Source organism: Aquabacterium sp. (assembly GCF_021768455.1).
Taxonomy (GTDB): domain Bacteria; phylum Pseudomonadota; class Gammaproteobacteria; order Burkholderiales; family Burkholderiaceae_C; genus Aquabacterium.
Genome location: NZ_JAIZVX010000116.1, coordinates 1 through 13,964 on the forward strand (window position 1 = coordinate 1; position 13,964 = coordinate 13,964).

The following is a 13,964-nucleotide window of genomic DNA, read 5'->3' on the forward strand; positions in this document are numbered from 1 at the left end:
CCACCTTCACCGGCCGCGTGATCGCCGAGGTGCACGAGGCCACGCAAGCCGATGTGGACGCTGCCATCGCTTCGGCCCAGGAGGGCTTTGCGCTGTGGTCGGCCATGAGTGGGGTCGAGCGGGGCCGCATCCTCCAGCGCGCCGCCGCCATCCTGCGCGAGCGCAACGACGAGCTGGCCGCCATCGAGGTCATGGACACGGGCAAGCCTATCCAGGAAGCCAATGTGGTCGACGTGGCCAGCGGTGCCGACTGCATCGAGTACTTCGCCGGTGCCGCCGCCACCCTCACGGGCCAGCAATACCCTTTCAAGACCGCCCTGGCCTACACACGCCGCGAGCCGCTGGGCATCTGCGTGGGCATCGGCGCGTGGAACTACCCCATCCAGATCGCCTGCTGGAAATCGGCCCCTGCGCTGGCGGCCGGCAACGCGATGATTTTCAAGCCCTCCGAGATGACGCCCATGACCGCGGTCAAGCTGGCCGAGGTCTACCTGGAGGCGGGCATGCCCCCCGGCGTGTTCAACGTGCTGCAAGGCCGCGGCACCACCGGCGCCATGCTGGCCTCACACCCCGAGGTGGCCAAGGTGTCGGTCACCGGTTCCGTGCCCACGGGCAAGCGCGTCATGGCCACGGCCGCCGACACGCTCAAGCGCGTCACCATGGAGCTGGGCGGCAAGTCCCCGCTGGTGATCTTTGACGATGCCGACATCGAGCAGGCCGTCTCGGCCGCCATGCTGGCCAATTTCTACACCCAGGGCGAGATCTGCACCAACGGCACCCGCGTCTTCGTGCAGCGTGGCGTGGTCGAGCGCTTCCTGGCCCGCCTGGCCGAGCGCACCGCCCTGCTGCGCGTGGGCGACCCGACCGACCCGGCCACCGAAGTGGGCGCGCTGATCTCGGGCCCGCACCGCGACAAGGTCATGGCCTACGTGGCCAGCGGCATGGAGCAAGGTGCCCGCCTGGTGGCCGGTGGCACGACCGTGACCGTCCCGGGTTGCGAAGACGGCTACTTCGTCGCCCCCACCATCTTTGCCGACTGCACCGACGACATGCGCATCGTGCAGGAAGAGATCTTCGGCCCGGTCATGAGCGTGCTGACCTTCGACGACGAGGACGAGGTCGTGCGCCGCGCCAACGACACCCGATTCGGCCTCGCCAGCGGCGTGTTCACGCAGGACATCAAGCGTGGCCACCGCATGGCCCAGCGCCTCAAGGCCGGCATCTGCTGGGTCAACAACTACAACATCACCCCGGTCGAGATGCCCTTTGGCGGCATCCGCGAATCCGGCATCGGCAGCGAGAACAGCATGCTCGCCCTGGAGCACTACACCCAGGTCAAGACCGTCTACATCGAGCTGGGCGACGTCGCCTGCTCCTACCGCTGATCGCTGCGGCACCTTGTTGAGATCACCGCCATGTTGAAGAACGAGTTCGACTACATCATCGTGGGTGCCGGCTCTGCCGGCTCCGTGCTGGCCAACCGCCTGACCGAAGATGGCGACGCCACGGTGCTGGTGCTGGAAGCCGGCCCCGCCGACCACAGCATCTTCATCCACATGCCCTCGGCCTTTGCCTACCCGCTGGCCAACGACAAGTACAACTGGTACTACCACTCCGAGCCCGAGCCCTTCATGAACAACCGGGCGGTCTACTGCCCGCGTGGGCGGGTGCTGGGCGGCTCGTCGTCGATCAACGGCATGGTCTACATCCGCGGCCACGCGCTCGATTACGAAGGCTGGGCCAGCTACAAGGGCCTGGAGAACTGGTCGTATGCCGACTGCCTGCCCTACTTCCGCAAGGCGGAAACCCGTGCCAAGGGCGGTGACGACTACCGCGGCCACGACGGCCCCCTGAAGGTCAGCACCGGGGCCTGCAAGAACCCGCTCTACACCGCCTTCATCGAAGCCGGCCAGCAGGCGGGCTACCCCTACACCGACGACATGAACGGCTACCAGCAGGAAGGCCTGGGCCCCATGGACATGACGGTGCACAAGGGCCGCCGCTGGAGCACCGCCATGGCCCACCTGCGCCCGGCCATGAAGCGTCCCAACCTGGAGGTGCGCACCCGTGCCCTGGTGGCCCGCGTGGTTTTCGAGGATGGCACCAGCCCGCCCAAGGCCTCGGGGGTCGAGGTCATCAACGGTCACCACACCGACTTCATCCGGGCGCGCCGTGAGGTCATCCTCTGCGGCGGTGCGATCAACTCGCCCCAGATCCTCATGTTGAGCGGCATTGGAAACCCCGACGAGCTGCGCCGCATGGGCATCCGGGTGGTGGCCCCCTTGCGCGGTGTGGGCGAGAACCTGCAAGATCACCTCGAGACCTATGTGCAGTACGCGTGCAAGGAGCCCATCACCTTGTATTCCGCGATGAACCCGCTGGCCAAGGCCAAGATCGGCGCCGAATGGCTGCTGTTCGGCACCGGCCTGGGCGCGACCAACCACTTCGAATCGGGTGGCTTCATCCGCAGCGAAGCCGGCGTCAAGCACCCCGACCTGCAGTACCACTTCCTGCCCATGGCCATCAGCTACGACGGCAGCGCGCCGGCCAGCTTCCACGGCTACCAGGCGCACGTGGGCCCGATGCGCCCGACCAGCCGTGGCCATGTGAAGCTGCGCTCGGTGAGCCCGAAAGAGCCCCCGCGCATCCTCTTCAACTACATGGGCACCGAGCAGGACCGCAAGGAAATGCGCGCCGGCATCCGCCTGACCCGCGAGATCTTCGAGCAAAAGGCCTTTGACCGCTTCCGTGGCGACGCCGTCTCGCCCACCAAGGCCGTGCAGACCGACGCCGAGATCGACGCCCACATCCGCGAGCATGCCGAGAGCGCGCTGCACCCTTCGTGCACCTGCCGCATGGGCACCGACGAGATGGCCGTGACCGACCGCAGCGGCCGTGTCCACGGCGTGGCCAACCTGCGTGTGGTCGACGCCTCGATCATGCCCGACGTGGTCAGCGGCAACCTCAATGCGCCCGTGATCATGATGGCCGAGAAGCTGGCCGACGACATCCGTGGCCGTGCGCCCCTGCCGCGCTCCACCGCCCCCTACTACGTGCATCCGCACTGGCAAACCCAGCAACGCTGAACCCCTCAGGAGTCCCACCATGGCCGTCAGCGTGTTTGACATCTTCAAGATCGGCATTGGCCCATCGAGCTCCCACACCGTGGGCCCGATGCGTGCCGCCCGCCTCTTCACCGATCGCCTCGTGCACCGCGGCCTGATCGAGCGCACCGTGCGCGTGCAGGTCTCGCTCTACGGCTCGCTGGGCGCCACCGGCAAGGGCCACGGCAGCGACAAGGCCGTGCTGCTCGGCCTGGCGGGCCACGACCCCGAATCGGTCGACGTGGACGCGGTCGAGACCATCCTGGCCGGCATCCGAGAAGGCAAGCGCGTCGAGCTGGGCGGTGGCCGAGATGGAGGCAAGACGATCGCCTTCAACGAGAAGACCGACCTGGTCTTCTACCGCCGCGAGACCCTGCCTTTCCATGCCAACGGCATGCGCTGCATCGCCTTTGACGAAGCCGGCGAGCAGCTCGACAACCACTGTTACTACTCGGTGGGTGGGGGCTTTGTGGTGAGCGAACAGGTGGCGGCCGATGGTTCGCGCCAGAAGGCCGTGGCGCCCGATGCCACCGTGTTGCCCTATCCCTTCCACAGTGGCGATGAGCTGCTCAAGCTGGCCAGTCGCGAGCGCACCACCATCGCCGAACTCATGCGCCGCAACGAGCGCCACTGGCGCACCGACGAGGAGGTCGACCGCGGCCTGCTTCGCATCTGGCAGGTGATGCAGGACTGCGTGCGCCGCGGCTGTGCCACCGAAGGCATCCTGCCTGGCGGCTTCAAGGTCAAGCGCCGTGCGGCCGAGCTGCACCGCCAGCTCACGGCCAACCCCGAGTCGGCCCTCCGCGACCCGCTGCAGACCATGGACTGGATCAACCTCTACGCCCTGGCCGTCAACGAGGAGAACGCCGCCGGTGGCCGCGTGGTCACGGCGCCCACCAACGGCGCTGCGGGCATCGTGCCCGCTGTGCTGCACTACTACAGCCGCTTCATCCCCGGTGCCAACGACAAGGGCGTGATCGACTTCCTGCTCACGGCCGCCGCCATCGGCATGCTCTACAAGGAGAACGCCAGCATCAGCGGCGCCGAAGTGGGCTGCCAGGGCGAAGTCGGCGTGGCCTGTTCCATGGCCGCTGCCGCCCTGTGCGCCGTGATGGGCGGCTCGCCCGAGCAGGTCGAGAACGCCGCCGAGATCGGCATGGAGCACCACCTGGGCCTGACCTGCGACCCGGTCGGCGGCCTGGTGCAGATCCCCTGTATCGAGCGCAATGCCATCGCCTCGGTCAAGGCCATCAACGCGGCCCGCATGGCCCTGCGTGGCGACGGCACCCACCATGTGAGCCTGGACAAGGTCATCAAGACCATGCGCGAAACCGGCGCCGACATGATGACCAAGTACAAGGAAACGGCACGCGGGGGCCTGGCGGTCAACATCGTCGAATGCTGAGCGGTCCGGTGGCGGCTGATGCGGCCGCCTCATATGGACATGCGGAAGTTCATGCCATGGCATTGACCTGACACGGCATCGGGCGAAGGCTTGCGGGCTAGACTCCCGCCTTGTCTGGCCTCCCCAGTCGCCGCCCGTGCCCTGTGCCTCCTGCACCGTCTGGCCCGGTGGCGCATGTTCCCTTGATCGCGCTCGAACGACTCCACAAAACCTACCCCGCCGCGGGCGCCCAGCCTACGGCTGCCGCCGTCGTGGCCTTGAACGACGTGTCCCTGCGCGTGGCGCCCGGTGAAATCTTCGGCGTCATCGGCCGATCCGGCGCAGGCAAGAGCACCCTGATCCGCTGCGTCAACCTGCTGGAGCGCCCCGACAGCGGCACGGTGCACGTCCATGGCGTGGACCTGACCGCGCTCACGCCTCAGGCCCTGCAGCAGCAGCGCCAGCGCATCGGCATGGTCTTCCAGCACTTCAACCTGCTGCAGTCCCGCACGGTGGCGGGCAATGTGCGTTACCCCATGGAGCTGGCCGGCGGCCGCAGCCCTGCCGAGATGGACGCCCGCGTGCACGAACTGCTGGCCCTGGTCGGCCTGGCCGATTTCCATCAGCGCTACCCGGCGCAGCTCTCGGGTGGGCAGAAACAGCGTGTGGGCATCGCCCGTGCCCTGGCCAACGAGCCGCAGCTGCTGTTGTGCGACGAGGCCACCTCGGCCCTCGACCCCGAGACCACCGAACAGATCCTGAGCCTGCTGGCCGACATCTGCCAGCGCATGCACCTGACCGTGCTGCTCATCACCCACGAGATGCACGTGATCCACACCCTGTGCGACCGCGTGGCCGTGATGGAGCGCGGCCGCATCGTCGAACAGGGCGCCGTGATCGATGTCTTCCTGCAACCCCAGCACCCCACCACCCGCGGCCTGCTGGCCAACGCCGGGTTCCTGCTCGACGAGGGCGAGGCGACCCAGGGCGGCCAGCCCGTGCTGCAGCTCACCGCCGTTGGCGAGGCCGCGCAGCAGCCCCTGCTGGATCTGCTGCGCACGCAATGTGGCCTGCGCCTGAACCTGCTGGAGGGCCGCATCACCCGCATCAAGGGGCAGCCCGTGGCGCGCCTGCGAGCCGAGGTGCTGGGCGCCGACATCCCCCTGGCCGACCTGCCCGCGGCCGTCGCCCGCCTCGGTGGCCATGCCCAGTGGCTGGGCGCTGCACAAGGAGCGCAGGCATGAACGAATTCGACTGGCAAACCCTGCTGGACATCGACTGGCTCGAAATCGGCCAGGCGTGCCTGGACACCTTCACCATGCTGGGTGTCTCGTTGCTGTTCACCGTGCTCATCGGCCTGCCCGTGGGCGTGCTGCTCTTCCTGACGGCGCCGGGTCAACTGCTGGCCCGCCCGCGCCTGTATGCCGTGCTCTCGCTGCTCATCAACGTGCTGCGCGCCGTGCCCTTCATCATCCTGCTCATCGTGATGATCCCGCTCACGCTCAAGCTGGTGGGCACCTCGCTGGGCGTGGCCGGTGCGATCCCACCGCTGATCGCTGCCTCGGCGCCGTTCTTTGCGCGCCTCGCCGAAAACGTCTTCCGCGACATCGACAAGGGCGTGATCGAGGCCAGCCAAGCCATGGGCGCCCGCCTGCACCAGTTGGTGCTGGGCGTGCTGTTGCCCGAATCGCTGCCCGGCCTGATTGGCGCCACCACCGTCACGGCCGTGACCCTGGTGTCCTACACCGCCATGTCGGGCGTGATCGGCGGCGGCGGCCTGGGCGACCTGGCCGTGCGTTATGGCTACCAGCGCTTCCAGACCGAGGTCATGGTCGTCACCGTGACCCTGATGCTGGTGCTGGTGCAGTGGCTGCAAAGCGCGGGCGACCGCCTGGTGCGCCGCTTCCAGCGCCGCTGAGCACACCTGTTTCTCCCCCTACAACACTGAGGAATTCCATGAACCTGTTCACCCGTCGTGCGGCCCTGGCCGTGCTGCTTCCCCTCGTGGCCGCTTCTTCCGCCTTCGCCCAGACCAAGCTGACGATTGCCGCCTCGCCCGTGCCCCACGCCGAGCTGCTGGAGTTCGTCAAGCCCAAGCTGGCCAAGCAAGGCATCCAGCTTGACGTGAAGGTCTTCAACGACTACGTGCAGCCCAACCTGCAGGTCGAGCAACAGCGCCTGGACGCCAACTTCTTCCAGCATGTGCCCTATCTGAACGCCTTCAACAAGGACCACGCCACCCGCCTGTCGGTCGTGGCCCAGCCCGTGCACATCGAGCCCTTCGCCGCGTACTCGAAGAAGTACAAGACCGTGGCCGAACTGCCCCGTGGTGCCGTGGTGGCCATCCCCAACGACCCGACCAACGGGGGGCGCGCCCTGCTGCTGCTGGCCGCCAACGGCCTGATCCAGCTGAAGGACCCGACCAACATCCAGGCCACGCCCAAGGACGTGACGGCCAACCCCAAGAACCTGAAGATCCGCGAACTGGAAGCCGCCACCTTGCCGCGTGTGCTGCCCCAGGTGGACCTGGCCCTGATCAATGCCAACTTCGCCCTCGAGGCCAAGCTCTCGCCCGCCAAGGACGCGCTCTTCGTCGAGAAGGTCTCGCCCTACGCCAACGTGGTCGTCGCCCGCACCGACAACGCTGCGAACCCGGCGCTGGTCAAGCTGGTCAACGAACTGCGCAGCGCCGAGACCCGCCAGTTCATTGAGCAGAAGTACAAGGGGGCAGTGGTGCCGGCGAATTGAGAGGCTTGCGTGGGGCGCTCGATCCGCGTCAGTCTGACGTGGCGAATGCCTGCTGCGACGGCTGAGCACGGCTCTTTTCGGGCAGGGGCGGCGCTGGGTCGTGCATGAGTTCAGCTTCGTGCACGCTCCTGCGCACGAATCCGGTCTGAGGGAAGTAGTCTCGGCGCAGAACGTAACCTCCGCCTTCACGGCGTGTTGCCGACTGCGTGCCAATGGCCACTTTTTCGCCAAGGCCCAACATGTCTCCCGCATCTTCGTCTTTCATGACGGGATAGGGTGTGCCGTATTCGGCCTCTTTCACGAGCGCGACCTCCTCCTCTGACAAGACCTCTCCTTTGGCCTGTCGTGCCTGCGCTTCTTGCACTTGCATTGCCTTGGCGTAGATTTTCTTTTCGTAGCGGTTGAGCCGGGAGGGGTCACGGGTGGCCATCACCTTGGCCGTCCGGCATCGCTTGTCGAACTCGGTGACTTCGCCAGCGAGGTAAAACGATGCGAACGAGTCGTGCACATGGTCGTCGAAGAAGCGGGCTACGTCTGGGGGCAAAGGGTCCGCCTGTTCAAGGCAGCCCAAGGCAAAACGCTCCCATTCGTCCAGCGGTGTCTTGCTGTTGGCACGGATGCGTTGCCATTGGTTCATGCGCAGGCGCATGTCCTGACCAAATGCCGGTGTCCGGTCGTCTTCGTTGCCCAATTCCGCGGGCGGATGGCGACGGTAGCGCAACGCTTGCAAATCGCCTTGCAGCAGCACGTTGGCAGAGCGCAGGTCTTCCTGATCTTGTGGGCTGCCGGCCTTGAAGCTGTCGGTTTGCTCCAGGGTGTGCAGGCGTTGCGCCAGCCAGCGGTAAAACAGGCGCATGTGCGCCTTCAGGTTGCTACCGTTCTGCGGGCCAAGGGCGGCGATGTAGGCTTGCCAGGCGCTGGCGAGCTGGGGGTCGATGGCGAAGTCATTTTTCACCGCTTGCGACATCTCGCTGTAAGGCATCAAGGGCACACCGGCGGCGCGCGCCGCCATGTACATGTGGCACAGCGGAATCTGCGACAGCAAACTGCCTTGGCCTTGCCGTGCTTTGCCCTGCTCGCCTGGGGCGTAGCCACCACCCACGTCGGAGTGAGCGCCGGGATAAAGTTGCTCAGCAAAGCCGCTGCCACTTTGGCGGGTGACGGGGAAGTTCATCCGCATCTCGTGCGCCGCTACGAGGTGCAGGCCGCCTGTGACGCAGCCTGGCAGGGGTTCGTCGATGCAGTTGGCCCAGGCCCACTGCCCGTCGAACACCATGCCGGGCATGGGCGTGGTTTTGGCGACCGAAGCCGAGCCGCCCACCGACGCCACCACGTCGAACACGCCCAGAAAATTGACGGTGGTGGCGATGCCAGCCAGGCAGCCACCGTCAAGCAGTTTGTCCAGCAGGTGGCAGAACGCCACGGCTTGTGCTCCCCCGCGCGAGAAGCCGAATACCGACACCGTGAGGGACGGGATGGCAGGCTTCGGGTGGGCGGTCAACACGGCCTTCAGCTTGGCCAGGTGCGGCTCGAACCAATCGCGGTGCGTGACGGTTTGGGCGACGTGACGCTCGCGGCTGATGGGCTTGGCGCGGCCGACTTCGCGGCCATAGGCTTGGGCGAGTTGGCCGACCACATCGTCCTTGTAAAGCGGGTCTTGATCTCTGACCGTCATGTGCACGGCGTTCAAAACCTGTAGCAGCCCGTAGATGATGCGCGCCTGTCCTCCCAGAGCGAATGCCTTGCCTTCGCTGCTCTCGGTGTGCTCTCCGATTTCTTTGAACTCTGTGCCCACGCCTGGCATATAAAAACTATGGTATCCAGATATTTCTTTTTGGAATGGGAAAGTTTCAAGCAATCGGACCACATTGCTGTGGCTGGCTTCGGAGGCCGGAAATGGCGTCTTTTGCTTGGGTTGGAAGGATGACATCGGTGCGGCAATTCGCTTACCGCGAAGATCACGCTCCATGTTGTTGTTCGTCCCATCAAAAAAGATGCCGACCTGAACAGGAATCAGGCATGTCGTTGCTTTGTCTTCCCGCGGGTAAAAGTAAGTGCGCAACGCTTCTGCCTGGACCTCAGCTTGCAAGCATTTTTCGCTAGGAAAGTATGGTCCAGCAGCAGCTGGGGCTTGAAGCTTTGAAGTCATCATGCGCCCTCTTTGCGCTTCCAGCCGGCAGGTTTAACGGGCGCAGGTATTGGGTGCTTTGTACTGGCCCCGCCATATCTCGCCACAACCACCTTGACTTCACCATTTGGGAAAAGATGGATATATACCGAGCCGCCGCTGTCGTCAGGTCCGTATGGCTCGATGTCAACAGTTTTTTCCTGGTAGGTGTGCTGACTGCCGATAGGCATGTCCCACTCCACATGCGCCTTCAGTCCGGGGCGCCATTTGAGCGGTACGCTCACGCAGCAAATGCTGGCGCCGCCCGCGCTGTACTCGCTCATTTGCCCTCCGCCTCCACCATTGACCGATGCGTAGTAAACATACCTGTCCGTGTGGTTAACGACGCCCACCTTGGCCCCGTAAGTTGCTTCCTTGGGCGGCTGTGGCGCCGCGCAAGCCAACAGCGCCCAAGCGGTCGCCGCCAATGCGGCCCAAACGCCCACACGGCGCAAGGAATGGGTGGTCAAACGATTCAGCATGTCAAATGGTCTCCGGGGACAAAGCGCACTGGTCCCAAAACGAGGCATCCAGGTTTTCAAGGCAGCCTTTGAAGGGCTGCCCTTGCTGGGTGGCTCGCAAAGCCTGGGTGAACGATGGGTGGGTCAAAAAGTGGAGGTCCAGGCTCAGCGCCAAGGTGGCCAGGGCGAGGCAATCGGGCGCGGCGTCAAGCCGGTGTTTGTGGCCAACGGCAAGGGCGGAGGCCACGCGGTCGTGGGCCTGCGTCGGCGACCAGGGGCGCAGCAGGTGCGCCCGGTGGTCATCGATCTGGCTCAGGATTTGATCGACTTCACCGCAGCCCACCAGGTGTGCGAACCGCTGCTCGTCGAGTTGCCAAATGCGGTCGGTGAGCATGCCTGGGGGCTCGGCATCCTGCGCCTTGGTCACGCGTTTGTCTTGCCAACGCCCCCAGCGGTCGAACCACGCCCAGGTGAGCACTTGCGCCAGCCACGTGTTGACCTCCGCAGGCTGCAGGGCGGCCAGCAGGTGTGGCAGGACCCGCGTGTCGCCCCAACGCACGGGCCAACGCAGGCCATCGGGCGTCTCTGCCTGCAGGCATGGTGCCAATTGGGTGCCGAGCACATCGTGCGGCACGGTGCTCAGCACCACGCTCCACATGGGTTTGTTCTCCGCTTTGTGCATCAGGGCGTCGATGCATTCGGCGCGGGCAGAGGCGTGATCGGGCAGCTGCACGAGCCACAGGCCGATGTGTTCAAGTTTGGCCAGGGCGGTATTGGCGTACAGGCTGTGGCGCGGCAGACCTCGCCACGCTGGGGTGTTCAGCACCCTGTTGTCGAAGGCGAGGTCGATCAGTACGTGTGCCTGCAGTTGGTTTTGAGACAACGCCTCGTCCAGCCAATCGATGCACTCTTTTCGGGCCGCTGGGGAGGGGGATTCGAGGGCGAAAAACATGGTGTTTGGCCCCTCAAGCGGCTGCTGGCGCAGCAAAGACGGAGCCAGCCTTCATCGCTTTGAGCATGCAGGCCACGCAAACAGATTGCGGGAAGCTCGGCATGGCCCACGATTCTGTTCCTCCCCCCACCATCGACTTCACCCCCGCCTTCACCGTGATCTTCCCCGGACACTGCACCGTCAGGCTGCCGCCTTCGATGGTGATGCTCGCCCCGCCGCTCACCGCCAGCGTCACCTTCTTGGCTGCTGCAATGTTGACCACGCCGCTGGCCGTCTTCAACTCCATCACGCCTTTCGAGGCCAGCTGAGCCGGCCCGGCCTGCGCCTGCAGATCGATCTGGCCCTGCGCGGCGATGAGGCTCAGGCCCTTGCCCGCTGCATCGCTGCCCGGCTGGATGGCGCCTGCCAGCACGCCGATGGCCTGGCCCGTGTGCACGCGCGCCTGCCTGCCCACGGCCCAGTGCGTGTCCTGCCCCGAGGCGATGGATGCGCTGTCTTGTGCGCTCAGGTGCAGGTCCTGGCCGGCGGTCAGGCCGATGCCCGCCTTGCCCACGAGCGCAATGTTGGGGTCTGCCATGTGGGGCAGTGTGTCGGCGCCGTTGGCGGTGGCCTTGTTGCCTGCCTTGTCTGAGGCGTCTGCGATGGCGTTGCCCAGTGCGGTGTGGCTCACCATGCCGCTCAGGCTTTTGCTGAGCGCGGCGGCCGGGGGCAGGGTGTCGTCGAGCGCGCTTTGGCCTGCGCCCATGGTGCCCGCTGCGGCGGCCAGGCCCACGGTCTGGTGGGTGCTGGCGGCCTGGTGGAAGGTTTGCGCCAGCTGCTGCATTTGCTTCGCCAAGGCCATGCCGGGGGCGTTGTCGCCAGCAGGCTCGGGCGTTTGCCCCAGACCATTGCCCAGGGCATAGGTGCTCAGCATCACGCCACGGGCTGCGCGCAGGCCGCCCCAGGCGTCGGTGCGCAGCTCAAAGCCCAGGCCGCGGAAGCTGCCACGGTGGTTGTCGGCCTGGTGCAGCAGGTGGCCCATCTGCAGCCAGGTCTGGGCCTGGGTGGTGTGCAGGCCCAGGCGCTGTTGGCCGGGGGTGTCGTCGAACACCAGCTGGTTGTGGCCGCTGCCGCCAAACTCCTTGCTCTTGACCCCGCTGAGCGCGGCGGCGTTGGCCTGGCCCGGGTTGCCCTCGCTGGCCGAGCCGCCGGCTGCGCCATGCCAGGCCGGGCTGTGGCCGCCGCTGCCCGAGCCGATGAGGTTCATCTGGCTGCTGGGCAGGTGGTCGCTGGAGTCGGCCAGGGCCTGCACATTGGATTCCGCAGTCGCCCCGCCGGGTGTGGGCGCCACGCCGGATTCACCCTGACCGTTGTAGAGGCTGGCGATGACCACGGGGCGGTCGATGTCGTTGCCCAGGAAGCCGACGAGCACCTCCTGCCCGATGCGGGGGATGAACTGGTGGCCCATGCCGGGGCCGGCGAAGCGCTGCATGACGCGCATCCAGCAGGAATGGTCGATGTTGGCGCGGGCGGGCGCAAAGGCATTGGCCTGCCAGTGAAACTGGACCTTGATGCGGCCCAGGGCGTCGGTGTGGAGCTCGTCGGCGCCGGAGGCTTGGGTGATGCCGCCTGGGCCGACCACGATGGCCGTTTGCGGGCCCAGTGCGGTGGGGCGCGGGCGGTGGCGCAGGCCGGTGTCGTCCATCAGCACGGGGCGCCAGGGGATGGCGCGGCGCAGGGCCTGGAACTGGTTGGCGTAGCCGGTCTGGGTGGCTTGTTCGATCACCGCCCCTGTCGTGGCGTCATCGTCAAGCTTGGTCGAGACGTCTGCTTCGAGCGCATCGTCCAGCGTGTCGGTCAGCAGTTCGGAGGCGCCCAGGGTCTTGGCAATGACCTCGTTGAGGTCCTTGGGCAGGTTGTTGACGCCGATGGCGCGCACGCGGGTGAAGAAGAACTGCTTGTCTTCGTCGAGCAGGCCGAAGGCGGCCAGCGGGTCGAGCGTGGACTGCGTGACGCTGGCCCAGGTGCCGGCGCGCAGGGTGCGCACGGTGCTGCGGCCCAGCCAGGTTTTGTAGCGGGCTTCGTGGGCCTCTTGCAGCAGGGTGGCCATGAAGCTGGCCTCGCCCGAGTTGGCGAAGAGGAAGTCGCCCGTGGGGTCGTAGCTGCTGAGCCAGCTTTGCAGGCTGGTGGCCTCCTCGCCGCCCCATTGGTGGGCCGTGGGCACCTCGGCGGTGATGGCGGCGTGGGCCTTGTGATCCCAGCCTTGCAGCACGGTGGCGGTGGGGCCGAGCTGGCGCCAGGCGCCCATGGCCTGGATGCTGTCTTGCTCCTCCTGGCTGCTGCTGCGGTGATAGCGCAGGCCGCGGCCGCCCAGGCTGCTGGCGCTGGTTGCGTCTTCGGGCTGGGCGCTGCTGCGCACGAAGAAGACCAGGCCGTGTCCACCCGGGGCGGATTCGGTCTCTTCCACGCGCCAGGCAATGCCTTCTTCGGCCAGCAGGCGCTGCACGAAGGCGAGGTCGGTTTCGCGGTACTGCACGCAGTAGGCACGCTGGCCCTGGTTGCGGGCGAAGAGGCCCTGGGACACGTGATCGGCCACGCCTTCGTCCCAGCGCCAGGCGGCCACCGAGGCGTGGTCGGCAAACACGTCTTCGACGATTTCGATGACGGACTTGTCTTGCCAGATGCGGCTTTGCAGGCTGTGGCCCAGCAACGCGATCCAGGGCTGGATGAGCAGGGCCTTGCGCGCGAAGCCCCCATCGGATTCGAGCGAGCTGGCCTCGGTCACGTAGCCGCTCAGGCGGGTGCGGCGGCCATCGGCCAGGGTGGTCTGCAGGGTGATGGGACGGGCGTAGAGCTGCTTGAGCTCGACGTTGGCGTCCAGCACCAGGGCGTGCAGTGTCAGGCGGAAGGGCTCGGAGACGGCATCGGTCAGCACGAAGCGCTCGACCATCAGGTCCGCCGGCAGCGGGCGTTCGGTGCTGGGGGAGACGAGGGTGTAGAGGCGGCTGTCGCTCTGCCAATGGGCGATGAGCTGCTGCAACAGCGCGCCCAGCCCGGTCGGCCGGACAGACGAGAGTGCCCCGGCCGCAGACGTGGCTGCCCCGGAGAGGAAGGACGTTCCCAGACCCATGGCGGGTTCCCTGATGTTTGGTTGTGGCTCGATGGCCGT

At 66.3% G+C, this 13,964-nt stretch carries 10 protein-coding genes; 6 read left to right on the plus strand and 4 right to left on the minus strand.

Annotated elements, in window-relative coordinates:
* The 6 genes from betB to QZ994_RS14520 form a co-directional block, all read left to right on the plus strand.
* On the plus strand, positions 1–1,385 hold a 1,385-nt coding region (betB, locus tag QZ994_RS14495), incomplete at its 5' end, for a betaine-aldehyde dehydrogenase (RefSeq protein ID WP_290873013.1).
* A 30-nt stretch (positions 1,386–1,415) separates the two neighbouring features.
* Positions 1,416–3,086 (plus strand): choline dehydrogenase, encoded by a 1,671-nt coding sequence (gene betA, locus QZ994_RS14500; protein WP_290873016.1) that lies wholly within the window; start codon positions 1,416–1,418, stop codon positions 3,084–3,086.
* A 19-nt stretch (positions 3,087–3,105) separates the two neighbouring features.
* Positions 3,106–4,509: an L-serine ammonia-lyase gene (locus QZ994_RS14505; protein ID WP_290873019.1), complete on the plus strand. Its 1,404-nt coding sequence runs from the start codon at positions 3,106–3,108 to the stop codon at positions 4,507–4,509.
* A gap of 182 nt (positions 4,510–4,691) precedes the next feature.
* Complete coding sequence (locus QZ994_RS14510) at positions 4,692–5,732, plus strand: methionine ABC transporter ATP-binding protein (protein ID WP_290873022.1); 1,041 nt, start codon at positions 4,692–4,694, stop codon at positions 5,730–5,732.
* Entirely contained in the window at positions 5,729–6,406 is a 678-nt protein-coding gene (locus QZ994_RS14515; RefSeq protein ID WP_290873026.1) for a methionine ABC transporter permease, read from the plus strand. Before QZ994_RS14510 ends, QZ994_RS14515 begins: the two co-directional genes overlap by 4 nt.
* Before the next feature lie 38 nt (positions 6,407–6,444).
* On the plus strand, positions 6,445–7,236 hold the full coding sequence (locus QZ994_RS14520; protein ID WP_290873029.1) for a MetQ/NlpA family ABC transporter substrate-binding protein: 792 nt from the start codon (positions 6,445–6,447) through the stop codon (positions 7,234–7,236).
* Between the two features lie 28 nt (positions 7,237–7,264).
* Here QZ994_RS14520 and QZ994_RS14525 read toward each other — a convergent pair whose 3' ends face one another.
* Genes QZ994_RS14525 through QZ994_RS14540 form a run of 4 tightly spaced genes read right to left on the minus strand, consistent with a single transcriptional unit; the run spans position 7,265 to position 13,925 of the window.
* Positions 7,265–9,388, minus strand: a complete 2,124-nt coding sequence (locus QZ994_RS14525) for a DUF2235 domain-containing protein (protein ID WP_290873032.1) — start codon at positions 9,386–9,388, stop codon at positions 7,265–7,267.
* Positions 9,385–9,885 (minus strand): DUF3304 domain-containing protein, encoded by a 501-nt coding sequence (locus tag QZ994_RS14530; RefSeq protein ID WP_290873034.1) that lies wholly within the window; start codon positions 9,883–9,885, stop codon positions 9,385–9,387. The genes QZ994_RS14525 and QZ994_RS14530 overlap by 4 nt, the downstream gene beginning before the upstream one ends.
* Position 9,886: 1 nt before the next feature.
* A complete protein-coding gene (locus tag QZ994_RS14535) occupies positions 9,887–10,816 on the minus strand; it encodes a DUF4123 domain-containing protein (RefSeq protein ID WP_290873037.1) in 930 nt (309 codons plus the stop codon).
* 13 nt (positions 10,817–10,829) lie between these two features.
* Complete coding sequence (locus tag QZ994_RS14540) at positions 10,830–13,925, minus strand: type VI secretion system Vgr family protein (protein WP_290873040.1); 3,096 nt, start codon at positions 13,923–13,925, stop codon at positions 10,830–10,832.
* Positions 13,926–13,964: the final 39 nt, after the last annotated feature.

Coding starts and splice junctions, on each gene's coding strand:
- betA (WP_290873016.1), top strand. CDS start 1,416: ATGTTGAAGAACGAGTTCGACTACATCATCGTGGGTGCCGGCTCTGCC.
- QZ994_RS14505 (WP_290873019.1), top strand. CDS start 3,106: ATGGCCGTCAGCGTGTTTGACATCTTCAAGATCGGCATTGGCCCATCG.
- QZ994_RS14515 (WP_290873026.1), top strand. CDS start 5,729: ATGAACGAATTCGACTGGCAAACCCTGCTGGACATCGACTGGCTCGAA.
- QZ994_RS14520 (WP_290873029.1), top strand. CDS start 6,445: ATGAACCTGTTCACCCGTCGTGCGGCCCTGGCCGTGCTGCTTCCCCTC.
- QZ994_RS14525 (WP_290873032.1), bottom strand. CDS start 9,388: ATGATGACTTCAAAGCTTCAAGCCCCAGCTGCTGCTGGACCATACTTT.
- QZ994_RS14530 (WP_290873034.1), bottom strand. CDS start 9,885: ATGCTGAATCGTTTGACCACCCATTCCTTGCGCCGTGTGGGCGTTTGG.
- QZ994_RS14535 (WP_290873037.1), bottom strand. CDS start 10,816: ATGTTTTTCGCCCTCGAATCCCCCTCCCCAGCGGCCCGAAAAGAGTGC.
- QZ994_RS14540 (WP_290873040.1), bottom strand. CDS start 13,925: ATGGGTCTGGGAACGTCCTTCCTCTCCGGGGCAGCCACGTCTGCGGCC.